Origin of the sequence: Micromonospora sp. URMC 106 (genome assembly GCF_051386395.1) — a bacterium.
GTDB lineage: Bacteria > Actinomycetota > Actinomycetes > Mycobacteriales > Micromonosporaceae > Micromonospora.
The window spans coordinates 15,974-36,603 of the sequence record NZ_JBPQTP010000022.1; the positions used below are offsets into that span (position 1 = coordinate 15,974).

Genomic DNA, 20,630 nt, shown 5'->3' on the forward strand with positions numbered 1-20,630 from the left:
GCGTGGCCAGGGATCCGGATGACGTGCGCGGCGATCTCCTGTGCGGCGACTGGAAGGAGAGTCAGGCGGCCACGGGGGCCTCGCGTTCGGCGTCCTGCGTGGACGTCCGGGTCCGGGGCAGGACGAGATAGGTCAGGGCCAGTCCGATCAGGCTCAGCGCCGCGCCCGCCAGGCCGGTCCAGCGCAGTGCGCCGGCGGCGACGATCGCGCCGCCGATGACCGAGCCCGCGGCGGCGCCGAGGTTGAAGGCGCCCACGTTGACGGCGACGGCCAGGGTGGGAGCGGCGCCCGCGTGGTGCAGGATCAGGCCCTGCAGCGGGGCGATGGTCGCCGTCGCGAGCAGGCCGAGCACCAGCACCGCGACCACGGCGGTGGGCTGCCACACCACGGCGAACGGGACGAGCAGGAGCGTCCCCGTCAGCCCGCCGAAGACCCCGCGCACGGTCGCGCTCATGGACCTGTCGGTCAGCTTGCCGGCGGTGAGGTTGCCGAGGAAACTGCCTGCGCCGTAGGCGAGCAGCAGACCGGAGACCATCGCGGCGGAGAAACCGGAGACGCGGGTCAGCAGCGGGGCGATGTAGGTGAACACGGTGGCGACCCCGGAGAAGCCCACCGCGGTGGTGGCGATCGCGAGCACGACGGGCCGACGCGTCACCACCCGTATCTCGTCACGTGGTCGCGTCGACGGTGCCGCCTGCCGGGGCAGCACGGCGGCCAGGAGCACGGCGCCCGCCAGGGCGAGAGCGGTCAGCGCGACGAACGGAGCCCGCCATCCGGCACTCTGCCCGAGCAGCGCCCCCAGGGGCACCCCGAGGAGCGTGGCCACCGTGAAGCCGGAGGCGACGGTGGCAATGGCCGAGCCCGTCTTCTCGGCCGGGACCACCCGGGTCGCCGTCACCAGCGCCAGGGCGAGGAAGGCGGCGTGACTGAGCGAGGACACCACGCGGCCCACCAGGAGCAGACCGAACGACGGCGCCGCGGCGCTGATCGCGCTGCCGGCCGCGAACAACAGCATCAGGCCGACGGCGAGGCCCTTTCGCGGCAGACGCGCGGTCACCAGGGCCACTATCGGCCCTCCGACCACCACGCCGAGCGCGTACGCGGTCACCGCCTGTCCGGCGGTTCCGATCGGGACGTGCAGGTCGGCTCCCACCTGGGGCAGCAGGCCGGCGATCAGGTACTCGGAGGTACCCACGACGAAGACGCTCGCACACAACGCCACGAGCGTCGCGAAACCCTTGTTCACGTTCACGCCGCAGAGGCTAAAGTCTCACATCGGTATGAGAGTCAAGTCGAGCGGGCATGTCCGCGTGGGGAGGCCGTGTGCGTATCGGAGAGCTGTCCCGGCGGACCGGCGTGGCCGTGCACCTGCTGCGCTACTACGAGGAGCAGGGCCTGCTCCATCCGCAGCGGCGCCCCAGCGGCTACCGGGAATACGTCGAGGAGGACGTGGCCGTCGTCCGCCGCATCCGCAGCCTGCTGGCGGCCGGCCTGAACACCTCGACGATCACCACGGTCCTGCCGTGCCTGCGGGACACCGGCGATCGTCTGGTCCCCACCTGCGCGGACCTGCTCGCCGACCTCCACCAGGAGCGCGACCGCATCGCCCAGGCCATCGCCGACCTCCAGGCTTCGATGGTCGCCCTCAACGACGTCATCGCCGCCGCCCCGGCAGACGTCACCCGCCGCGCGTTGGCCGCACGGCACGCGTGAGCGAAGCCGGTTCTCGCCGACGGTCGCCCGCGACCTTCCGTCGTCGTGCGGGGGCCGGCACGCCTGCCTCAGGAGACCTCGCCGCGCACGATCGCCACCGCCACCCGGCAGAACTCGTCCATGTCCGGCTCGAAGCCGGCCGCGATGTCGGGGTGCAGGCCGCCGCGCGTCTCGTCGAGCAGTCGCTGGCAGACCTGCTCGACCGGCTCGCCGGCGTAGCTGGCGCTGACCCGTTCCGTCGCGGCCTGCAGCGCCGAGGTCAGCTGGTCCTCCAGCGGGCCGCGCAGCTTCTGCTGCACGGGATCGAGCCCGCGAGGGTCCAGCGTGACATGTGGCTCCGACATCGGCGCTCCCTTCGTCGGCGTCCGCGGTACCCCACCGCGGCCGTCGGTCAAACCACGGTCGGTACGGCGGCGACCCGCACCCGGTACGAGAAGTCGTCCGCCGGTTCCTCGACGTACGACAGCCGGCGGATCTGCCGGTCGTCGTCGTAGAGGGCGACGTCCACGAGGACGCCGAGGTGCGCCAGGCCGATGCTGGCCACCCGCTTCTTGTCCTGGAGCACCGCACACACCCCGCCCAGCAGGGTGCTGGCGTCGGAGGTGCGGTGCCCCGGCGGGCAGCGCAGCACGAGGTCCACCTCGATCGGCCCCGACAGCGGGGTCCAGCCGGTGCGCTGGGCCGCCTCGCAGGCCGCCAGGAGCAGGGCGCGGACCCTCGTCGCCTGCCGGTGCCCGGCGGCGAAGATGGACAGCGCCTCGGTCTTGACCGGTGGCAGGCCGCTCACCTCGAACGTCAGGGCGAGAGCGCGGGTGTCCTGCACGACGGCACCTCCTCGTTGGGGACGATCCTGCCCAACCGGTGGCGCGGCAGAGGGAGTTCCCGCGAGAACCAACCGATCGGACGGGGCTGGGGTCGGCCGGAGGCGTGTCGACGGCGGCGGCGAACGCGGTGGCTGCGGAGTTACGGAAACGCTAGTCGACCCGGGGGCCGCTGGGTAGCCCGCCGCTCACCGGCTGGGACGCGGCGCGAAGGCGCAGAACTCGTTGCCCTCCGGGTCGGCCAGGACCCACCAGCCGACGGCGTCGTCCGGCTCGCGCAGCAGCGTCGCGCCGGCCCGGATCAGCGCGGTCGGCTCCGGGTCGGTCAGGTCGACGTCCCAGTGCATCCGGTTCTTGACCGACTTGCGCTCCGGCACCGGGACGAAGACCCACCAGTCCCACGGGAAGCCGCCGGCGTCCACCACGAACCCGACGCCCGTCGCACTGGTGTCGGCCCTGCCGCCGGTCACGCCGGCCCACCAGGCGGCCTGGGCGGCGGGGTCGGCCGCGTCGACGATCAGCTCGAACGGGCCGGGCCGGGCGCCCTCCCCGGGCGGGAACGCGCAGAACTGGTTGCCGTCCGGGTCGGCCAGCACCCACCAGTCGACCTCCGCGTCCGGCTCGCGTACCAGCCGGGCGCCGGCCGCCAGCAGTGCCGCCGGGTCGGCCTCGGCCAGCCGTAGGTCCAGGTGTACGCGGGTCTTGGCCGTACACGGCTCGGGCACCCGGTTGACCCAGATCGACTCCGCGTCGGAGCGGGCCGCCCGGGGGTCGACCCGGGTGTCGCCGTCGTCGAGGTCCACGAGGTCGCCGTCGAGCACCCGGGCCCAGAAGGCTCCCGTCTCGCGGGGGTCTGCGGCGTCCAGACAGAGGTCCTTGAAGCGCGCGATCATCCGCCCATCATGCCGCCGTCGCCCGCCCCGGCCGACCCGCCACCCCGCGTGGGGGGTCAGTGGCGGGCGCGCTTGACCTCGTGGAAGGCGGGCATGCGGATCAGGGGCAGCAGCGAGTCCCAGATGGTCAGGGCGTCGTCGGTGCCCGGCACCTCGGTCAGGATCGGGCCGTGGACGCCCCGGTCGGCGCCGGGCACCATCAGCACGGGCGAGCCGACGTCCGGGCCGGCGGAGGCGTACGCCAGCGCGTGCGACTCGCGTACCGCGTCGTCCCAGCGGTCGTCGTCGAGGGCCGGCGCGGCCTGCTCCAGGCCCGCCGCCTCGACGGCCGCCGCCACGATCTTCGGCGACAGCGGGTTGCCGGCGTCGTGGCTGCGGGCGCCGAGTTCGGCGTAGAACCGGGCGACGTCGTCGTGGCGGCCGTCGGCGCGCAGCGCCTCCACCAGGCGCAGCGCCCGGCTGGACGTGGCCATCGCCTCGGCGAACTGCGGTGGGACGTTGCCCTCGTTGAGGATGGCCAGGCTGAACGCCCGCCACTCGACGTGCAGGGTGCGGGCGTCGGCGACGGCGACCAGCCAGCGCGAGGTGCGCCAGGTCCACGGGCAGGCGGGGTCGAAGAAGAAGGTGGCGTCCATCGGCCGAGCGTACGGGCGCCGGGGTCGCCGCGCACGGCGGTGATCCGGGCCACACCGGGGCCTGTCGGGGCCGTCTCACCAGCGTCAGGTTTCGCCGCTTCGCAGGTCGGGCAGTGTTGGGGCCACGAAACCCCCGGGGCCGCGGATTCGCTGGTCAGCGCCCTGAGAGTTCCGCCGTGCGCCGGGGCACGGAGCCCTACCCCGGCTTTGGCCGACACGAGGGGAGGGGTGATGAGCGACCCTGACAAGGCCCGACGCCGCAGGCGGCCACGCGTGCGCGCGCTGGCCGCGGCCGCGGCGTTGACGCTGGTGGCGCCGACGGCGGCCGCCTGCGGTTCCGGCGGGGACGGCGGTACGCCCACGATCAACCTGTACTACCCGCCGGAGCAGAACCTGCAGAAGGTCGTCGACGACTGCAACGCGCAGGCGCAGGGGCGCTACAAGATCGCCTATCGGGTGCTGCCGCGGCAGGCGGACGACCAGCGGGTGCAGCTGGTCCGCCGGCTGGCCGCGCAGGACAGCGGGATGGACGTACTCGGCCTCGACGTCACCTGGACCCAGGAGTTCGCCAGCGCCGACTGGATCCGGGAGTGGACCGGGCAGGACAAGGCCGAGGTGGAACAGGGCACCCTCGCCGGCCCGCTGGAGACGGCCCGCTATCAGGACAAGCTCTACGGCGCCCCGAAGAACACCAACGTGCAGCTGCTCTGGTACCGCAAGGACCTCGTGCCCGAGCCGCCGAAGACGTGGGACCAGATGATCTCGGCGGCGCAGGAGCTGAAGCAGCAGGGCAAGGCCCACCAGGTGCTCACCATGGGCGCCCAGTACGAGGGCCTCGTGGTCCTCTACAACACCCTCGCCGAGAGCGCCGGCGGCAAGATCCTCAGCGACGACGGCGAGCAGGCCGTGATGGACGCCGGCGCCGTCCGGGCGCTGGAGCAGCTCCAGCGGTTCGCCACGTCGGGCGTGACGTCGCCGTCGTTCAGCAACGCCACCGAGGACCCCGTCCGGCTGGAGTTCCAGTCCGGCAGCGGCGCGTTCCAGGTGAACTGGCCGTTCGTCTACCCGGCGATGCAGGAGGCCAACCCGGAGCTGGCGAAGCAGGTCGGCTGGGCGCGGATCCCCGGCATCGACGAGAACACCCCGAGCAAGGTCACCATCGGCGGGGTCAACATGGCCGTCAGCGCGTACTCGAAGCACCCCGAGGAGTCCTTCGAGGCGGCCCGGTGCATCCGCAACGAGAAGAACCAGAAGTTCTCCGCGATCAACGACGGCGTGCCGCCGACCATCGAGAAGGTCTACGACGACCCGGAGATGGCCGAGGCGTACCCGATGCGGGAGACGATCCTCGAGGAGCTCAAGGACCCGGCGGTCCGGCCGCTGACCCCCGCGTACCAGAGCATCTCCACCGTCATGTCGGCGATCCTGTCGCCGCCGTCGGCCATCGACCCGCAGCGGACGGCCGACGAGCTGCGCGGCGCCATCGCCGACGCCCTCGAATCGAAGGGGGTCCTGCCGTGAGCGAGCGCGCCCGGCCACTCGACGCCGACGGCCCGGAGGTGGCGGCATGAGCGTCAACGCCACCCCGGCGGGCGCCGACGTGACCGCCGAGGAGACCGCCGGTCGGTCCGGGCGGCACGCCGCCGTGCCGGCCCAGCGGGCCGGCGGTGGCCGCAAGGCCCCGCTGAGCGAGAACAAGAAGGCCGAGCGGCGGCTGGGCTGGCTGCTCTGCGCCCCCGCCGCGCTGGTCATGGTGCTGGTGACCGCCTACCCGATCCTCTACTCGGTCTGGCTGTCGTTGCAGCGCTTCGACCTGCGCTTCCCCGACGAGCGCGAGTTCGTCGGGCTGGAGAACTACGCCACGGTGCTGTCCAACGAGTTCTGGTGGACGGCGTTCGGGGTCACCGCCCTGATCACCGTGGTCACCGTCGCGATCGAGCTGGTCCTCGGCATGGGGCTCGCGCTGATCATGCACCGCACGCTGGTCGGCCGGGGCCTCGTCCGGACCTCCGCGCTGATCCCGTACGGCATCGTCACGGTGGTCGCGGCGTTCTCCTGGCGGTACGCGTGGACGCCCGGAACCGGCTACCTGGCGAACCTGTTCAGCGAGGGCGCGCCGTTGACCGAGCGGGCCAGCTCGCTGGCGATCATCATGCTGGCCGAGATCTGGAAGACCACGCCGTTCATGGCGCTGCTGCTCATGGCCGGCCTGGCGCTGGTGCCGGAGGACCTGCTCAAAGCCGCCTCCACCGACGGCGCCACCGCGTGGCAGCGGTTCACCAAGGTGATGCTGCCGGTGATGAAGCCGGCGATCCTCGTCGCGCTGCTGTTCCGCACCCTGGACGCGTTCCGGGTGTTCGACAACATCTTCGTGCTGACCGCGGGCGGCAACGAGACCTCGTCGGTGTCGATGCTCGCCTACAACAACCTGATCCGGGGGCTGAACCTCGGCATCGGGTCGACGATGTCGGTGCTGATCTTCCTCACCGTGGCGATCATCGCCTTCGTCTTCGTGAAGCTGTTCGGTACCGCTGCCCCGGGCAGCGACGACGGGGAGAGGCGCTGAGATGGCTGAGACCACCACCCGGGCCAAGCTGCGCTGGGGCCTGCTGGACGCCATCGTGGTCGTCTTCGCCCTGGTCCCGGTCCTCTGGATCATGTCGCTGTCGTTCAAGACGCCGGCGACCCTGACGGACGGGAAGTTCATCCCGCAGGAGTGGACGCTCGACAACTACCGGACGATCTTCTCCACCGACCAGTTCGTCCGGGCCCTGATCAACTCGATCGGCATCGCCCTGATCGCCACCCTCATCGCCGTGGTGCTCGGCGCCATGGCCGCGTACGCGATCTCCCGGCTGGACTTCCCCGGCAAGCGGCTGCTGGTTGGCGTCTCCCTGCTGATCGCGATGTTCCCGCAGGTGTCGCTGGTGTCGCCGCTGTTCGAGATCGAGCGGCAGCTCGGCCTCTTCGACACCTGGCCGGGGCTGATCCTGCCGTACATCACCTTCGCGCTGCCGCTGGCGATCTACACGCTGTCGGCGTTCTTCAAGCAGATTCCGTGGGACCTGGAGAAGGCGGCGAAGATGGACGGCGCGACGCAGGGCCAGGCGTTCCGGCGGGTCATCGCCCCGCTGGCCGCGCCGGGGCTGTTCACCACGGCGATCCTGGTCTTCATCTTCTGCTGGAACGACTTCCTCTTCGCCATCACGCTGACCTCCACCGAGCGGGCCCGCACGGTGCCGGTGGCGCTGTCGTTCTTCACCGGCGAGTCGCAATTCGAGGACCCCACCGGGGCGATCTGCGCCGCCGCCGTGGTGATCACCATTCCGATCATCCTGTTCGTCCTCTTCTTCCAGCGCCGCATCGTCTCCGGCCTGACCTCCGGCGCAGTCAAGGGATAGGTGGTAGTCATGGCTGACATCGTGCTCGACAAGGTGAGCAAGAGGTTCCCGGACGGGACCGTGGCGGTGCAGGACGTCGACCTGGAGATCGCCGACGGCGAGTTCGTGATCCTGGTCGGCCCGTCCGGCTGCGGGAAGTCCACCACCCTGAACATGATCGCGGGCCTGGAGGACATCAGCTCCGGCGAGCTGCGCATCGGCGGCGAGCGGGTCAACGACAAGGCCCCCCGGGACCGCGACATCGCGATGGTCTTCCAGTCGTACGCGCTCTATCCCAACATGACGGTGCGGGAGAACATGGCGTTCCCGCTGCGGCTGGCGAAGCTGGACAAGGAGACGATCAACCGGAAGGTGGAGGAGGCGGCGAAGGTCCTGGAGCTGACCGCGCTGCTGGACCGCAAGCCGGCGAACCTCTCCGGCGGCCAGCGCCAGCGGGTGGCGATGGGCCGGGCGATCGTCCGGCAGCCGAAGGCGTTCCTGATGGACGAGCCGCTGTCCAACCTGGACGCCAAGCTGCGCGTGCAGATGCGCACCGTGGTGTCGCGCCTGCAGAAGCAGCTCGGCACCACCACCGTCTACGTCACCCACGACCAGACCGAGGCGATGACCCTCGGCGACCGCGTGGTGATCATGCGGGGCGGCGCGGTGCAGCAGGTCGGCCCGCCGCAGGAGCTGTACGACCACCCGCGCAACCTCTTCGTGGCCGGGTTCATCGGCTCGCCGTCGATGAACTTCCTGCACGCGGCGGTCGAGGACGGCACGCTGCGCACGGCGCTGGGCGACGTGCCGATCGGCGAGCGGATCCGGCGCGAGCTGGAGGGAGCCGACGCGCCGCGCGAGCTGATCCTCGGCATCCGGCCGGAGCACTTCGAGGACGCCGCCCTGATCGACGACGACACCCGCCGCCGGGGCCTGGAGTTCGAGGCGCCGGTCGACATCGTCGAGTCGATGGGCTCCGACAAGTACGTCTACTTCAGCGTCGAGGGGGAGCGCGCCAGCGCCGCCGAGCTGGAGGAGTTGGCGGCCGACGCGGGCGCGGACTTCAGCGGCGGCGGCACCAGCCTGGTGACCCGGCTCTCGGCCGAGTCCCCGGTCGAGGAGGGGCAGTCCCGGCGGGTCTGGTTCAACCTGGAGAAGATCCACCTGTTCGACCCCTCGAACGGCCGCAACCTGACCCTGCACGAGGGCCGGGCGGCCGGAGCGCTCGCCGACTGACGCGACGACGCGTGGGGCGGGGGGGTCGCACCGACCCACCCGCCCCGTGTCGTGTCAGCGGTCAGCGACGTCGCCGGGCCGGCTCCGGGATGTCCGCCTCGACCCGTTCCCGCCGGATCTGGTCGTCGACGGGCTGCTGCTCGACGACCTCGTCCTTGGCGAGGTGGACCCGCTCGACGGGCACCGTGTCCTTCGCGACGACGGGCCGCTCGGCGCGCAGGGTCATCTCCTGCTCCGCCTCGCCGATGTCCGCGCGGGCACCACGGGCGTCGCCGGCGGCGATGGGCTCCCGCTCGACGTACACCTCGTCGTGCTCGACCGGCACGGTGGTGTGCACGTCCTCGGTGACGACGTACTTGCGCAGCCGCGCCGTACCGGCAGGCTGGCTCTCCGTGCCGACCCGGAGCCGCTCCTCGGACCGGATCAGGTCCTCGCCCGCGCCCGGTGCCCGCCCCCGCGAGGCGCTCGGCGCGCCCTGCGGCTGCAGGTGGTAGTGGGCGTAGAGCTGCTCGATCTGCGCCGTGTCCAGCGGCTGGTCGGTGCCGGCGTCCACGGCGGGGGCGTTCTTCACCGTCGACTTGTCGTAGTCGACCGCCAGCCCGCTGTCGGTGATCCGGGCCTTGTCCAGCGGAGCCATCGACTCCTTCTGGCCCATCAGGCCGGTCTTCACGCTGACCCAGGTCGGCTCACCGGTGGCGTCGGTCCAGATCTGACCCACACTGCCGATCTTCGACCCCGAGCGGTCCTTGACGTCCTGTCCGTACAGCGAGTTGGCCTGCTGTGCGTTGAGCTTCATCGGTCGTCTACCTCCCTCTCGTGTCAGGGGCCGGATACCCGGCCGGTGGGAGCGGATTCGTCCGCCGGCCGATGAATAGGAGCAGCCGCCGGGCGCGGGCGGATGCCGCGAGCGGCGGGGTCGGCGGGGCCACCGGGGCCGGTGTGGCTGCCGGGACAGCGGCACCGCGGAGCGCGCACCGGAGTCAGTCGGGCCAGGCGATGCGGAGCGGCCGGGCCAGGAAGTCGGCGTACCGGCTCAGCGCGCCCTCCACCCGGTCCCGGGTCCGCCGGTCGAAGGGCACCAGCGGGAACACCCGGACCGTCACCCCCGCCTCGTCGAGGGACCGCTTCCAGGTGCCCACCACCCGGCCGCCGCGCACGACGGTCGCCTGGAACACGCCGTTGCCGCCCGGCACGATCGCGTCCCGGTGCGCGGCGTCGAGCATCAGCGAGCGGTCCTTGAAGCCCAGCAGGTACTCGTCGAAGCCGGGCAGCACCAGCAGGTCGTCGACCGGCTCGCGCGGCGCGTCCAGCAGGGCCGCGTCGACCAGTGCCTCCTCCCCGTCGACCCGCACCGTCGCCAGCGCGTCGCCGGCGGCCGCGAGACCCCGGCGCGCGTCGGTGAGCGTCAGCCCCGTCCAGCCGGCGAACTCCCGGGCGGTGACCGGGCCGTGGCCCCGCACGTACCGCTGGGCGAGGACGGCCAGCGCCTCGTCCCGCTCGGGCCGGCGCGGCGCGGGCGCCCACTCGTCGAGCAGGGCGAAGGTCTGCTCGGTGCCGACGTTCGGCGCGAGGCAGGTGACGCCGCGCACGCTGGCGTACCAGAGCAGGTGGTAGCCGCGCTGGCCGCCGGTGCCGATCCCGGCCGTCTCCAACGCGTCCAGGCACCGCGCCCGGGTGAGCCGGGTGCCGCCGGCCAGCGCGGCGCCGAGCACGTCGACCGCGCGGTCCGCGTCGGCCTCGGTCAGCCCGAGTTGCGCGCGGCGGGTGGCGGCGGCGGTCAGCGAGCGTACGCCGGTCAGCTCCAGCATCCAGCGGGCGTCGCGGGGCGGCACCAGGTGCACGGTGCCCCGCATCGGCCAGGTGCGCAGCGCCTCCCGGCGCTCCAGCGCGGCGTGCACGTCGTCGTGGCCGAGCGTGGGCAGCCGCACCCCGAGCGACCACATGCCGCTGGCCAGATCCTGCGCCTGCATGGCCCCGAACCACTCCACCACGTCGGCCACCCCGCCCGGGTCGGCGGTCGGGTGCGGGCGGAGCAGCAGGCTGGTCATCCGCAGCGCGAGCGCCTCGCGCCCGCCGAGGTTCACCGTCATCGGGTTCCCTTCACAAGAGGTCGGCGGCCAGCCTAGGACCGCCCACCGACCCGTCGATCGCGCATAAGGGCGGCCGCAGTGGGAAAGCGCCCGCGAGGTACGCGCAACGGTGCGCGTGGAGGGAGCGACATGACTGCGTCCAGTGAGCCGTCCCGGCGCGGCGCCGTACCGTTGCGGTCCGGCGAGGCCGGGGCCGGCACGTCGGCGAAGACCAGCGCCGCCGCCGCCTTCGCACTGGTCTTCGGGGTGGCCGCGCTGATCAGCGTGCTGACCGTGATCCTGTCCTGGATCGGCCTGCTGCTCGGCATCATCGGCGTGATCCTGGGCATCGTCGGGCTCAAGATGGCCCGACGGCCCGGGGTGACCGGCCGGGGCGTGGCGATCGGCGGCCTGGTGCTCAGCGCCCTGGCGGTGCTGATCGGACTGGGCTTCGCCGCCGGGATCACCACCTTCCTCAACGACGAGGGCGCCGTGGACCGGATCCAGCAGGAGGTCGACGACCTGCGCGACCGGCTCGACAACTGACCGTCGGGCCACCGCGGTGGGGCCGGGTCACCCGGCCCGGCCCACCCGCGTGCGACTAGGGTGGTCCCGTGCTCCGCGAGGTCACCGGAATCCGGTACGTCACCCCGCTGCGTGAGGGCGGCTCGCTGCCCGGCGTGGTGGAGGCCGACGACCTCGGCACGTACGTGGCGAAGTTCCGGGGCGCCGGGCAGGGGCCCAAGGCGCTGGTCGCCGAGGTGATCTGCGGCGAGCTGGCCCGCCGGCTGGGCCTGGCGGTGCCGCCGCTGGTGGTGCTCGACATCGACCCGGTGATCGGGCGGGCCGAGCCCGACCAGGAGGTGCAGGAGCTGCTGCGCAACAGCGGCGGCGCCAACCTGGGCATGGACTTCCTGCCCGGCGCGCTGGGCTACGACCCGGTCGCGCACCCCGTCGAGCCGGCGCTCGCCTCCCGGGTGCTCTGGCTCGACGCCTTCGTGGAGAACGTCGACCGCAGCTGGCGCAACCCGAACCTGCTCGTCTGGCACCGCGAACTCTGGCTGATCGACCATGGCGCGTCGCTGTACTTCCACCACAACTGGCCGCGGGCCGAGGCGGCGGTGCACCGGCCGTACCGGGCCGACGACCACGTGCTGGCGCCCTACGCCGGGCGGTTGGCCGAGGCGGACGCCGACCTGGCCCCGCGGGTGACCCGGGAGCTGCTGGCCGAGGTGTTGGCCCTGGTGCCCGAGAGCTGGTTGACCGGCGTCGACTTCGACTCCGCCGACGCGGCCCGCGCGGCGTACGTGGACCACCTGGCCCGCCGGGTCGCGCGCACCGGGGACTGGTTGCCGCAGGGGAGCGCCGCGTGAGGGAACCGTTCGAGTACGCGGTCGTCCGGCTGGTGCCCCGGGTGGAACGCGGCGAGCAGGTCAACGTCGGCGTGCTGCTCTACTGCCAGCAGCGGGACTTCCTGGGAGTGCGTACCCATCTGGACGCCGGCCGGGTGCGGGCGTTGGCCCCGCAGGTCGACCTGGACGCGGTGGCGGCGGTGCTGCGTTCCTGGGACCGGACGTGCGCCGGCGACGGCCCGTCGGGCGGGATGCGCCTGGGGGAGCGGTTCCGCTGGCTGGCCGCCCCGCGCAGCACGATGATCCAGACCGGGCCGGTACACACCGGGCTGACCGCCGACCCGGCGGCCGAGTTGGAGCGGCTGATGGACGCGCTGGTCCGCTGAGCCGCCCTTCCTGATCGCGCTACGCCAGCCACGCTGCCGGCGGAGCGCGATCCCCCGTTCAGGCCCACCGGCGCGGCGGCCGCCGGTGGGACCAGGATCCCCGGTCGGCGCCCGGACCGGCACCCGATCGCATCGAAACTTGCGGAACTCTTGAGGCCCGGCGGGTGGGTCGCGGCTCAGAGCCGCCGGTGCATGACGAGCAGGTCGACGAAGCCCTCGGTCGGGTGCCGGAACGCCTCCGGCACCCGGCCGACCACCTCGAATCCCAACGACCGCCAGAGCGCCACCGCCCGGGTGTTCGTCGCCACCACGGCGTTGAACTGCATGGCCCGGTAGCCCTCCGCGCGGGCGAGCGCCAGCACGTGCTCGCCCAGCGCGCGCCCCACCCCGCGCCCGGCGGCGGCCGGCGAGACCATGAAGCTCGCGTTGGCGACGTGGTCTCCCGGCCCGAGCTGGTTGGGCACCAGCTTCGCCGAGCCGAGCACCGTGCCGTCCGGATCGACGGCGACCACCGCGCGACCCTGCGGCGGCACCAGCCACATCGTCCGGGCCCGCGCCTCGTCGACGTCACGGGGCCAGGTGTAGGTCTCCCCGGCGGCCACGATCTCGCGCAGGAAGGGCCAGATCCGCGGCCAGTCGTCGGCGGTGGCGGCTCTGATCAGCATGGCCCCAGCATCGCTCACGCCGGCGCACGGGCGCAGCCGGGCGCCGGCCGTTTGTCGACGCGGGTGCCGGGTAGTCGCCGGAGCTGACCCGACATGAGGGAGGAAACACCTGATGGCTGCCCAGATCAAGGTCGCGGTGATCTACTACAGCGCGACCGGCATCACGTACCAGATGGCGCAGGCGGCGTGCGAGGCCGCCGGTGAGGCCGGCGCCGAGGTACGCCTGCGCAAAGTGCGCGAGCTGGCGCCGGACGAGGCGATCCGTTCCAACTCCGGCTGGCAGGCGCACCGCCTGGAAACCCAGGACGTCCCCGAGGTGCAGCTGGACGACCTCTCCTGGGCCGACGTGGTGATCTTCGGGACGCCCACCCGGTACGGCGTGATGGCCGCCCAGCTCAAGCAGTTCATGGACACCACCGGGCCGCTGTGGTCGCAGGGCGCCCTGGCGAACAAGGTCTACTCCGCGTTCTGCACCACGGCCACCTCCCACGGCGGCCAGGAGGCGACCCTGCTGTCGATGTTCAACGTCTTCTACCACTGGGGCGGGGTCGTGGTCACCCCCGGCTACACCGACGCCAGCCAGTTCGTCGCCGGCAACCCCTACGGCGCCTCGCACACCAGCAACAACGGGGAGATCGCGCCGGACAGCATCGCCCTCGGCGCCACCGCGTTGACCGTCCGCCGGGCGGTCCAGATCGGCGCCGCCCTGAAGGCCGGCCTGGCCGGCTGAGCCGGCGGCGACCGGCGGCCCGGGCGGGGGCTCTCGGCCCGTCCGGACCGCCGGTCGCCCCCAGCCCTACCCCCGTGCGGCGCGACTATGCGCCCTCGGCCGCCCCGGTGGTCGCCGACAGCTCCCCGGCCGGCGCCGACAGCTCCCCGGCCGGCGCCGGCAGCAGCCCGGCCAGCAGGTCGACGAGGACCGCCAGGCCGTCCGGGCTGAGCACCGACTCGGGGTGGAACTGCACGCCTGCGACACCCCGTCCGCGCAGCGCGTGCACCGCGCCGTCCGCGCCGTCCCGCGCCACCTCCACCGGCCCGTACGGTGTCGACAGCCGGTCGGCGTCCGCGCGGGCGGTGAACGTCGAGTAGAAGCCCACCCGGCGACGCGCGCCGAAGACCTCCACCTCCCGCTGGAGCCCCTGGTAGGGGGCGTCCCGGCGGTGCAGCGCCAGCCCGAGCAGGCCGCAGAGCAGCTGGTGGCCCAGGCAGACCGCCAGGGTCGGCCGGCCCTCGGCGAGCAGCCCGGCCAGCAGACCGCGCATCGCGAGCATCTTCGGCGCGGTCGTGCTCCCCGGGTCGCCCGGGCCGGGACCGACCACCACCAGGTCGAATCCGGCCACGGCACCGGGGGCGTGCCACGGCCGCAGCGTCACGGCCAGGCCCAGCGCGCCCAACTGGTGGGCCAGCATCCCGGTGAAGGTGTCCTCGCCGTCGACGATGAGCACCCGCCGACCGTCCAGCCCGGGCAGGCCGGGCGCGTCCGCGGCGCGCTGGTCCAGCCAGAAACGGGCCAGCGGCGCGTTGCGGGCGGCCAGCGCCGCGCGGACCTCCGGGTCGTCGGCGAGGCGTACCGGCGGGCGCGCGCCGGACGCGGGCGCCTGCGGGCCCAGCCCCAGCGCGGCGAGCACGCCCGCCGCCTTCGCGTGCGTCTCGGCCACCTCGCCGGCGGCCGTGGAGTGCCGGACCAGGGTGGCCCCGACCGGCACCCGCAACTCACCGGAGGGGGAGATCTCGGCGGTACGGATCAGGATCGGCGCGTCCAGGGTCTGCCGCCCGGCCTCGTCGCGCCCGAGCAGCGCCAGCACCCCGGCGTAGTAGCGCCGCCCGGTGTGCTCGTGCCGGGCGATCACCCGGCAGGCGTTCTCCATCGGGCTGCCGGTGACGGTGGGCGCGAACATCGTCTCCCGCAGCACCTCCCGCACGTCCTTCGTGCCCCGGCCGGCGAGCAGGTACTCGGTGTGCGCGAGATGGGACATCTCCTTGAGGTACGGCCCGACCACCTGGCCGCCGTGCTCGGCGACGGTGGCCATCATCTTCAGCTCCTCGTCGAGCACCATGTACAGCTCCTCGACCTCCTTGGGGTCGGCGAGGAAGCGCAGCAGCGCGTCCCGGTCGGCGTCCGCGCCGGTGTGCCGGAAGGTGCCGCTGATCGGGTTCATCATGACCAGGCCGTCGTCGACGCTGACGTGCCGTTCCGGGCTGGCCCCGACCAGGATCCGGGTGCCCGTGTGCACCACGAAGGTCCAGTACGCCCCGCGCTCGCCCGACAGCAGCCGACGCAGCGCGGCGAGCGCGGCGACCAGCGGCGGCCCCTCGACGGTGGCGCGCAGACAGCGGTGGATGACGAAGTTCGCGCCCTCGCCACGCCCGATCTCCTCCGCGAGCACCCGGCCGACGGTGGCCGCGTAGGCGTCGTCGCTGACGTCGAAGCCGGCGTCGGCGGTGCGCACCGGCACGTCGGGCAGCGCGGCGAGCGCCTCGACCAGATCGATCCGCTCGTGCCGGGCGATCTCCAGGCACTCCAGCGGGGCGCCGTCGTCGACGCAGGCGAAGCCCCGCTCGGTGACCTGTCGGAACGGCACCAGCGCCAGCGTCCGTGGGCCGGGCCCCGCGTCGGGCAGTGGGATGTCGGCGAGGCGAGGCACCGCGCGTACGGTGCCGGTGAACAGCTCCAGGTGGTCGGCGCCCTCGCGCCGCACGAGCGCGAAGGGGCCGGGGTCGACGCCGGCGGCGACGGCGGCCAGCAGCTCGGTCAGGTGGGTCATCGGGTCTCCTCGGGCCGGGCGCCGCCCGGCGGGGCGACCGGGGGGGCCGGAGAGAGACCGGCGGCCGCCTCGTCGGGCGGCCGCGTGGGAAGCTACGCGCGGGGGATGGCCGCCGGGTCGGCGGGCCACCAGCAGGACAGGTGCGCGAGCATGGGATCACCCTACGCGGCCCGCCCGCACGCCGGGAAGCCGATCGGGCGTACGGCCCACCCGCTGGGACGCCGGGCCGCGGCGCAGCGGGTAACTTGACCCGCGATGAACATTCTCGCGCTCGATCTGGGCACCTCCTCGGTACGCGGGCTCGTGCTGGACGCGGACGCCCGGCCGCTGCCCGGCGCGCTGGCCCGGCGCCGGGTGAGTCTCGTCGTGCACGACGACGGCACCGGCACCCTGGACGGCCCCGGCTACCTGGCCTGCCTGACCGACTGCCTGGACGAGCTGGCCGCCGGCGGGCACCTGCGCGACGTGTCCCTGGTGGCGACCTCCGCGCAGTGGCACTCGGTGGTCCCCCTGGGCGCCGACGGCGTGCCCCTCGGGCCGGTGCTGACCTGGTTGGACACCCGCCCGGAGGCGCTGCCGGGGGCGACGGGCCCGGCCGACCCGGACGCGTTCCACCAGCGCACGGGCGCGTGGTGGCACCGCTGCTACTGGTCGATGCGGCTGCCCTGGCTGCGGGAGCAGACCGGCACGCGGATCGCCCGGTTCGCCGGCCTGGCCGAGTACGTGCTGGGCGAGCTGCTCGACTCCGCCCCCATGTCGATCTCCCAGGCGTCCGGCACGGGCCTGCTGGACCTGCGGACGCTCACCTGGGACGCCGAGGCCTGCGCGCTGGCCGGCAGCCGCCCCGACGAGCTGCCGGAGCTGGCCCCGACGCGGTGGCGGGGCCGGCTGCGCCCCGCGTACGCGCGGCGCTGGCCGCAGCTGACCGACGCGCCCTGGGCCTGCCCGGTGGGCGACGGCGCGGCGTCGAACGTCGGCTCCGGCTGCGTCGAGCCGGACCGGGCCGCGGTGACCGTGGGCACGTCGGCGGCGGTCCGGCTGGTGCAGCGCGTTCCGGCGGGCGAGGAACTGCCCGCGCTGCCCGAGACGCTCTGGCGCTACCGGGTCGACCACGACCACGTGGTGACCGGCGCCGCGTACTCCTCCGGCGGCAACCTCTTCGCGTGGGCCGACCGGGAGCTGCGGCTGCCCGCGGGCGCCGAGCTGGACGCCGCGCTGTCCCGGCTGCCGCTCGACGGCGGCCTGCCGGTGAACGTGCGGTTCGGCGGGGACCGGCCCCCGGGCCTGCTCCCGGCCGGCTCGGGCGAGCTGCGGGGGCTGAGCTTCGGCACCACGGCCGTGGAGATCCTGGCCGGGCTGATGCGCGGCCTGTGCGACCTCGTCGCGGACGACCTCGCCGTGCTGGAGTCCACCGTCGACAAGCCGGTCGAGGTGGTGCTCGGCGGGGGAGCCATGACCGCCTCGCCCTGGTGGCGCGCGGCGTTCGCCGCGGCGCTCGCGCCCCGGGCCGTGTGGCACGGGCGCGACCCGGAGGTCGGGGCGAGCGGCGCGGCGCTGATCGCGCTGGGGCGCATCGGGGACGCCACCCGGCTCGCCGACATCGGCCGGACGGACGAGACCGCCTCACCCTCCTGAGTCGCACCTCAGCCCGGCCCGTTGACACAGCTCGCGGGCCTGATTGGATGGACTCCGCTCCCCGGCTCGCGGCGGACGCGAGGGGACGTAGGAGGCACGTGTGGGCGCAGGTCCGGACCCGGCGCGGGGCGCGGTGCCCCACCACCGCCGGCGCCGGTTCGACGTCCGGGTCGTCCCGCACCGCCGCCGCTCGCCGTTCCGGTTGCGGGACTGGCGGATGCGCACGAAGCTCGCCACCGTGCTGGTCATCCCCTCGGTGGCGTTCCTGGTGCTGGCCGGGGTGCAGACCCGGGCCCTGGTCGGGCAGACCACCGCGCTCGGCGACTTCGCCCGGCAGGTGGGCATCGGCCGGGAGATCACGGCGCTGGTGCACCAGCTCCAGCAGGAGCGGGACCGGGCCGCCGGTGAGCTGAGCGAGCTGCGGCGCAGCGGCGCGGGCGCCGACCGGGACGCGGCCATCATCGCGCTGAAACCGTTGCAGAGCGCGACCGACCAGGCCCTGCGCGAGCTGCGCCGGGCGGCGGAGCCGCTGGCCGACGCCGACGCGTCCTGGCGGGTCGCGTACTCGGAGGTGCTGGAGGCGTACCAGCAGGTCGTCTACATCCGGGCTGCGATCCCCCCGGCGGTGCTGGGCAGCGACACCATCCTCAGCAACTACCACCGGGCCGTCGACGCGCTGCTCAGCCTCCTCGCCGAGCCGTCGCCCGGCGAGGACCAGCCCGCCCTCAGCGACGCGGTGCTGCGCTACGTCCAGCTCGCCCGGGTCAAGGAGCTCTCCTCCCGGGTCCGCGCCCAGCTCTACGAGGCCGCCCGGTCCGGCCGGTACGGCGTGGAGGACCAGGTGGTCCTCACCGACCTGCGAGCCCAGCAACTCACCGCGCTGGGCGCGTTCCGGGTCGCCGCCACCACCGCGCAGATCCGCCGCTACGACGAGATCGCCGCCGACCCCGCGTTCCTGGCCGCCGCCCGGTTGGAGGAGCAGAGCCTGCCGACCGGCGCCGCCCCGCCGGCCGTGCTGCCCGCTCCACAGTGGTGGGCGGCCAGCGAGCAGCGCCAGGAGCTGCTGCGCCAGGTCGAGGCGTCGGTGCTCGACGACGCCGTACGCCAGGCCGACGAGGTGAGCGCCGCGCAGCTGCGGACCACGCTGCTGGTCATCGGTGTGATCGTCGCGGTGCTGCTGGTGGCCCTGCTCATCTCCGTCCTGGTCGGCCGGTCCATCGCCCGCTCCATGCGGCTGCTGCGCGGCCAGGCCCTGCGGATCGCCCAGGTCGAGCTGCCGGACGCCCTGGACCGGCTCCGCACCGTGACCGGCGGCGTCCCCACCATCGAGGTCCCGCCGGCGGTGGTCCGCTCGCTCGACGAGATCGGCGAGTTGGCCGAGGCGTTCGTCGCGGTGCACCGCAGCGCGGTCGGCGTCGCCGTGGAGCAGGCCACCACGCGACGCAACGTCAACGCGATGTTCGTCAACCTCGCGCGGCGCAGTCAGGTGCTCGTCGAACGCCAGCTGGAGCTGCTGGACGACCTGGAACGCGAGGAGAGCGACCCGGACCAGCTGGAGAACCTGTTCAAGCTCGACCACCTGGCCGCCCGGATGCGGCGCAACGACGACAGCCTGCTGGTGCTGGCCGGGACCGAGTCGACCCGCCGGTGGAACCGGCCGGTGGGGTTCGGCGCGGTGCTGCTCGCCGCCAGCGCCGAGATCGAGCAGTACCAGCGGGTGCGCCACGAGGCGGTGGCCGACCTGCACATCGTCGGGCACGCCGTCGGTGAACTGGTCCACGTCCTCGCCGAGCTGCTGGAGAACGCCACCTCGTTCTCCCGCCCCGACACGGTGGTGGTGGTCACCGCGTGCGCCGACGGCGCGGGAGCGGTCGTCGAGATCACCGACGAGGGCCTCGGCATGAGCCCGTCCGCCCTGGCCGAGGCGAACGCCGTCCTCGCCACGCCGCCGGCCGCCGACGTGGCGACCGTCGAGCGGATGGGCCTGTTCGTGGTCAGCCACCTGGCCGCCCGGCTCGGGGTCGAGGTGCGGTTGCGCGCCGGTGCGACCGCCGGCCTCGTCGCCCGGATCCGGCTCCCCGGCGACCTGCTGGCCCCATCGGCGCCGACCGAGGCGGACGCGTCCCCGGCGCGGATGCTGACCTCCGCGGTCGCCGCCGTGGCCTGGGCCGGCGCGCCGGCCCCGGACGAGATGCCGGTGGCCGGGCGGCGCCCGGAGGCCGTCGCGCCCCGCCAGGCGCGGCCGGTCCCGGTGCGGGCGGAGGACGTGCTGGCGCCGGCGGGCGGATCGACCGTGCCGGCCGGGGGAGGCTGGTGGTCCCGTCAGGGGCCGGCGCCAGCCCCCGCGCGGGAGACCTCGCCCACCCCGCCCGCCGTCCCGGTGACCGGCGGGACCAACGCCCGCGGACTGCCCGTACGGGTGCCGATGGCCCAGCTCTCCGCCGTCACCCGGTCGGCGCGGCCGGAGCAGCCCGCGGTACGCCACGACCCGGACCCGGAGGCGGTCGGCGGCATGCTGTCGCGGCTCTACAGCGGCGTCCGGCGGGCCGAAGCCGAGGACACCACCGAGATATTCTTGCCGCCCGGCGGCGTGCGCACCGAAGGGGGAGATCGATGACGACGTTGAGCCAGGAGGCCCGCGACCTGAGCTGGCTGGTCAGCGCCTTTGCGCAGCGGGTGCCGGGGGTGGCGCACGCCATCGTCGTCTCCTCCGACGGCCTGCTGGTGGCGATCTCCGACAATCTGCCCCGGGACCACGCCGACAAGCTCTCCGCGGTGACGTCGGGGCTGATGAGCATCACCGCGGGCGCGGCGCAGATGTTCGACGGGGACGTGGTCAAGCAGACCGTCGTCGAGATGGGACGCGGATACTTCCTGGTCATGCAGGTGCGCGACGGGTCCATCCTGGCCACGCTGGCCGGCGCGGACGCCGACATCGGCGTGGTCGGCTACGAGATGGCGCGGCTGGCCAAGCAGGCGGGGGAGATGCTGACCCCGGCGCTGCGGGCGGAGTTGCAGCAGGCCCTGCCCCGCTGACGCCGGGCCGTGCGCCGGCGCGCCGTCGACGGTGCGGTGGCGGC

General features: G+C 73.8%; 21 protein-coding genes. 12 read left to right on the top strand and 9 right to left on the bottom strand.

Annotated features, from left to right (window positions below; translation table 11 throughout):
• Window positions 1–61: 61 nt before the first annotated feature.
• Window positions 62–1,252 (bottom strand): MFS transporter, encoded by a 1,191-nt coding sequence (locus ACSNOB_RS10255; protein ID WP_436686376.1) that lies wholly within the window; start codon window positions 1,250–1,252, stop codon window positions 62–64.
• Window positions 1,253–1,323: 71 nt separating this feature from the next.
• Here ACSNOB_RS10255 and ACSNOB_RS10260 point away from each other — a divergent pair, with 71 nt between their 5' ends.
• Window positions 1,324–1,713 (top strand): MerR family transcriptional regulator, encoded by a 390-nt coding sequence (locus tag ACSNOB_RS10260; RefSeq protein WP_436686378.1) that lies wholly within the window; start codon window positions 1,324–1,326, stop codon window positions 1,711–1,713.
• A 68-nt stretch (window positions 1,714–1,781) separates the two neighbouring features.
• Here ACSNOB_RS10260 and ACSNOB_RS10265 read toward each other — a convergent pair whose 3' ends face one another.
• From ACSNOB_RS10265 to ACSNOB_RS10280, 4 genes are all read right to left on the bottom strand, one after another.
• Window positions 1,782–2,057, bottom strand: coding sequence for a hypothetical protein (locus ACSNOB_RS10265; RefSeq protein ID WP_393104012.1), 276 nt, complete (start codon window positions 2,055–2,057; stop codon window positions 1,782–1,784).
• Window positions 2,058–2,104: 47 nt separating this feature from the next.
• On the bottom strand, window positions 2,105–2,536 hold the full coding sequence (locus ACSNOB_RS10270) for a hypothetical protein (RefSeq protein WP_436686379.1): 432 nt from the start codon (window positions 2,534–2,536) through the stop codon (window positions 2,105–2,107).
• Between the two features lie 186 nt (window positions 2,537–2,722).
• Window positions 2,723–3,427 carry a VOC family protein gene (locus tag ACSNOB_RS10275; RefSeq protein ID WP_436686381.1) on the bottom strand — a complete coding sequence of 235 codons (705 nt, stop codon included), beginning with the start codon at window positions 3,425–3,427 and terminating at the stop codon, window positions 2,723–2,725.
• Window positions 3,428–3,483: 56 nt separating this feature from the next.
• A complete protein-coding gene (locus ACSNOB_RS10280) occupies window positions 3,484–4,062 on the bottom strand; it encodes a mycothiol-dependent nitroreductase Rv2466c family protein (protein ID WP_436686382.1) in 579 nt (192 codons plus the stop codon).
• Between the two features lie 231 nt (window positions 4,063–4,293).
• Here ACSNOB_RS10280 and ACSNOB_RS10285 point away from each other — a divergent pair, with 231 nt between their 5' ends.
• From ACSNOB_RS10285 to ACSNOB_RS10300, 4 genes are read left to right on the top strand one after another with little or no spacing between them, the layout of a single operon-like run.
• Entirely contained in the window at window positions 4,294–5,583 is a 1,290-nt protein-coding gene (locus tag ACSNOB_RS10285; RefSeq protein WP_436686384.1) for an ABC transporter substrate-binding protein, read from the top strand.
• A 46-nt stretch (window positions 5,584–5,629) separates the two neighbouring features.
• Window positions 5,630–6,628, top strand: a complete 999-nt coding sequence (locus ACSNOB_RS10290) for a carbohydrate ABC transporter permease (RefSeq protein WP_436686386.1) — start codon at window positions 5,630–5,632, stop codon at window positions 6,626–6,628.
• A gap of 1 nt (window position 6,629) precedes the next feature.
• Window positions 6,630–7,463, top strand: coding sequence for a carbohydrate ABC transporter permease (locus tag ACSNOB_RS10295; protein WP_393104024.1), 834 nt, complete (start codon window positions 6,630–6,632; stop codon window positions 7,461–7,463).
• A 9-nt stretch (window positions 7,464–7,472) separates the two neighbouring features.
• Window positions 7,473–8,678 carry an ABC transporter ATP-binding protein gene (locus ACSNOB_RS10300; protein WP_436686387.1) on the top strand — a complete coding sequence of 402 codons (1,206 nt, stop codon included), beginning with the start codon at window positions 7,473–7,475 and terminating at the stop codon, window positions 8,676–8,678.
• A gap of 61 nt (window positions 8,679–8,739) precedes the next feature.
• On the opposite strand, the gene ACSNOB_RS10305 is transcribed toward ACSNOB_RS10300, so the two are convergent.
• Together ACSNOB_RS10305 and ACSNOB_RS10310 are read right to left on the bottom strand one after the other, a co-directional pair.
• Entirely contained in the window at window positions 8,740–9,474 is a 735-nt protein-coding gene (locus ACSNOB_RS10305) for a YsnF/AvaK domain-containing protein (protein WP_436686389.1), read from the bottom strand.
• A 184-nt stretch (window positions 9,475–9,658) separates the two neighbouring features.
• Window positions 9,659–10,768 (bottom strand): winged helix DNA-binding domain-containing protein, encoded by a 1,110-nt coding sequence (locus ACSNOB_RS10310; protein ID WP_436686390.1) that lies wholly within the window; start codon window positions 10,766–10,768, stop codon window positions 9,659–9,661.
• A gap of 129 nt (window positions 10,769–10,897) precedes the next feature.
• Between ACSNOB_RS10310 and ACSNOB_RS10315 the strand changes: the two genes are divergently transcribed.
• From ACSNOB_RS10315 to ACSNOB_RS10325, 3 genes are all read left to right on the top strand, one after another.
• A complete protein-coding gene (locus ACSNOB_RS10315; RefSeq protein WP_436686391.1) occupies window positions 10,898–11,293 on the top strand; it encodes a DUF4190 domain-containing protein in 396 nt (131 codons plus the stop codon).
• 68 nt (window positions 11,294–11,361) lie between these two features.
• Window positions 11,362–12,120 (top strand): HipA family kinase, encoded by a 759-nt coding sequence (locus ACSNOB_RS10320; protein WP_436686392.1) that lies wholly within the window; start codon window positions 11,362–11,364, stop codon window positions 12,118–12,120.
• Window positions 12,117–12,485: a DUF3037 domain-containing protein gene (locus ACSNOB_RS10325; protein WP_393104036.1), complete on the top strand. Its 369-nt coding sequence runs from the start codon at window positions 12,117–12,119 to the stop codon at window positions 12,483–12,485. Before ACSNOB_RS10320 ends, ACSNOB_RS10325 begins: the two co-directional genes overlap by 4 nt.
• Before the next feature lie 176 nt (window positions 12,486–12,661).
• Here ACSNOB_RS10325 and ACSNOB_RS10330 read toward each other — a convergent pair whose 3' ends face one another.
• On the bottom strand, window positions 12,662–13,150 hold the full coding sequence (locus ACSNOB_RS10330; RefSeq protein ID WP_436686393.1) for an N-acetyltransferase family protein: 489 nt from the start codon (window positions 13,148–13,150) through the stop codon (window positions 12,662–12,664).
• 112 nt (window positions 13,151–13,262) lie between these two features.
• Here ACSNOB_RS10330 and wrbA point away from each other — a divergent pair, with 112 nt between their 5' ends.
• A complete protein-coding gene (gene wrbA, locus ACSNOB_RS10335; protein WP_393104040.1) occupies window positions 13,263–13,880 on the top strand; it encodes an NAD(P)H:quinone oxidoreductase in 618 nt (205 codons plus the stop codon).
• An 85-nt stretch (window positions 13,881–13,965) separates the two neighbouring features.
• Here wrbA and ACSNOB_RS10340 read toward each other — a convergent pair whose 3' ends face one another.
• Complete coding sequence (locus ACSNOB_RS10340; RefSeq protein ID WP_436686394.1) at window positions 13,966–15,915, bottom strand: chorismate-binding protein; 1,950 nt, start codon at window positions 15,913–15,915, stop codon at window positions 13,966–13,968.
• Between the two features lie 255 nt (window positions 15,916–16,170).
• Between ACSNOB_RS10340 and ACSNOB_RS10345 the strand changes: the two genes are divergently transcribed.
• The 3 genes from ACSNOB_RS10345 (at window position 16,171) to ACSNOB_RS10355 (ending at window position 20,586) form a co-directional block, all read left to right on the top strand.
• Entirely contained in the window at window positions 16,171–17,550 is a 1,380-nt protein-coding gene (locus ACSNOB_RS10345; protein WP_436686396.1) for an FGGY family carbohydrate kinase, read from the top strand.
• A 100-nt stretch (window positions 17,551–17,650) separates the two neighbouring features.
• Complete coding sequence (locus ACSNOB_RS10350; protein ID WP_436686397.1) at window positions 17,651–20,167, top strand: nitrate- and nitrite sensing domain-containing protein; 2,517 nt, start codon at window positions 17,651–17,653, stop codon at window positions 20,165–20,167.
• Window positions 20,164–20,586: a roadblock/LC7 domain-containing protein gene (locus tag ACSNOB_RS10355; protein ID WP_436686398.1), complete on the top strand. Its 423-nt coding sequence runs from the start codon at window positions 20,164–20,166 to the stop codon at window positions 20,584–20,586. The genes ACSNOB_RS10350 and ACSNOB_RS10355 overlap by 4 nt, the downstream gene beginning before the upstream one ends.
• Window positions 20,587–20,630: the final 44 nt, after the last annotated feature.

What these genes read in the sequence shown, in the direction of transcription:
- ACSNOB_RS10265 (WP_393104012.1), bottom strand. Translation starts at nt 2,057, where the DNA reads ATGTCGGAGCCACATGTCACGCTGGACCCTCGCGGGCTCGATCCCGTG.
- ACSNOB_RS10275 (WP_436686381.1), bottom strand. Translation starts at nt 3,427, where the DNA reads ATGATCGCGCGCTTCAAGGACCTCTGTCTGGACGCCGCAGACCCCCGC.
- ACSNOB_RS10280 (WP_436686382.1), bottom strand. Translation starts at nt 4,062, where the DNA reads ATGGACGCCACCTTCTTCTTCGACCCCGCCTGCCCGTGGACCTGGCGC.
- ACSNOB_RS10285 (WP_436686384.1), top strand. Translation starts at nt 4,294, where the DNA reads ATGAGCGACCCTGACAAGGCCCGACGCCGCAGGCGGCCACGCGTGCGC.
- ACSNOB_RS10290 (WP_436686386.1), top strand. Translation starts at nt 5,630, where the DNA reads ATGAGCGTCAACGCCACCCCGGCGGGCGCCGACGTGACCGCCGAGGAG.
- ACSNOB_RS10295 (WP_393104024.1), top strand. Translation starts at nt 6,630, where the DNA reads ATGGCTGAGACCACCACCCGGGCCAAGCTGCGCTGGGGCCTGCTGGAC.
- ACSNOB_RS10300 (WP_436686387.1), top strand. Translation starts at nt 7,473, where the DNA reads ATGGCTGACATCGTGCTCGACAAGGTGAGCAAGAGGTTCCCGGACGGG.
- ACSNOB_RS10305 (WP_436686389.1), bottom strand. Translation starts at nt 9,474, where the DNA reads ATGAAGCTCAACGCACAGCAGGCCAACTCGCTGTACGGACAGGACGTC.
- ACSNOB_RS10310 (WP_436686390.1), bottom strand. Translation starts at nt 10,768, where the DNA reads ATGACGGTGAACCTCGGCGGGCGCGAGGCGCTCGCGCTGCGGATGACC.
- ACSNOB_RS10315 (WP_436686391.1), top strand. Translation starts at nt 10,898, where the DNA reads ATGACTGCGTCCAGTGAGCCGTCCCGGCGCGGCGCCGTACCGTTGCGG.
- ACSNOB_RS10330 (WP_436686393.1), bottom strand. Translation starts at nt 13,150, where the DNA reads ATGCTGATCAGAGCCGCCACCGCCGACGACTGGCCGCGGATCTGGCCC.
- wrbA (WP_393104040.1), top strand. Translation starts at nt 13,263, where the DNA reads ATGGCTGCCCAGATCAAGGTCGCGGTGATCTACTACAGCGCGACCGGC.
- ACSNOB_RS10340 (WP_436686394.1), bottom strand. Translation starts at nt 15,915, where the DNA reads ATGACCCACCTGACCGAGCTGCTGGCCGCCGTCGCCGCCGGCGTCGAC.
- ACSNOB_RS10345 (WP_436686396.1), top strand. Translation starts at nt 16,171, where the DNA reads ATGAACATTCTCGCGCTCGATCTGGGCACCTCCTCGGTACGCGGGCTC.
- ACSNOB_RS10355 (WP_436686398.1), top strand. Translation starts at nt 20,164, where the DNA reads ATGACGACGTTGAGCCAGGAGGCCCGCGACCTGAGCTGGCTGGTCAGC.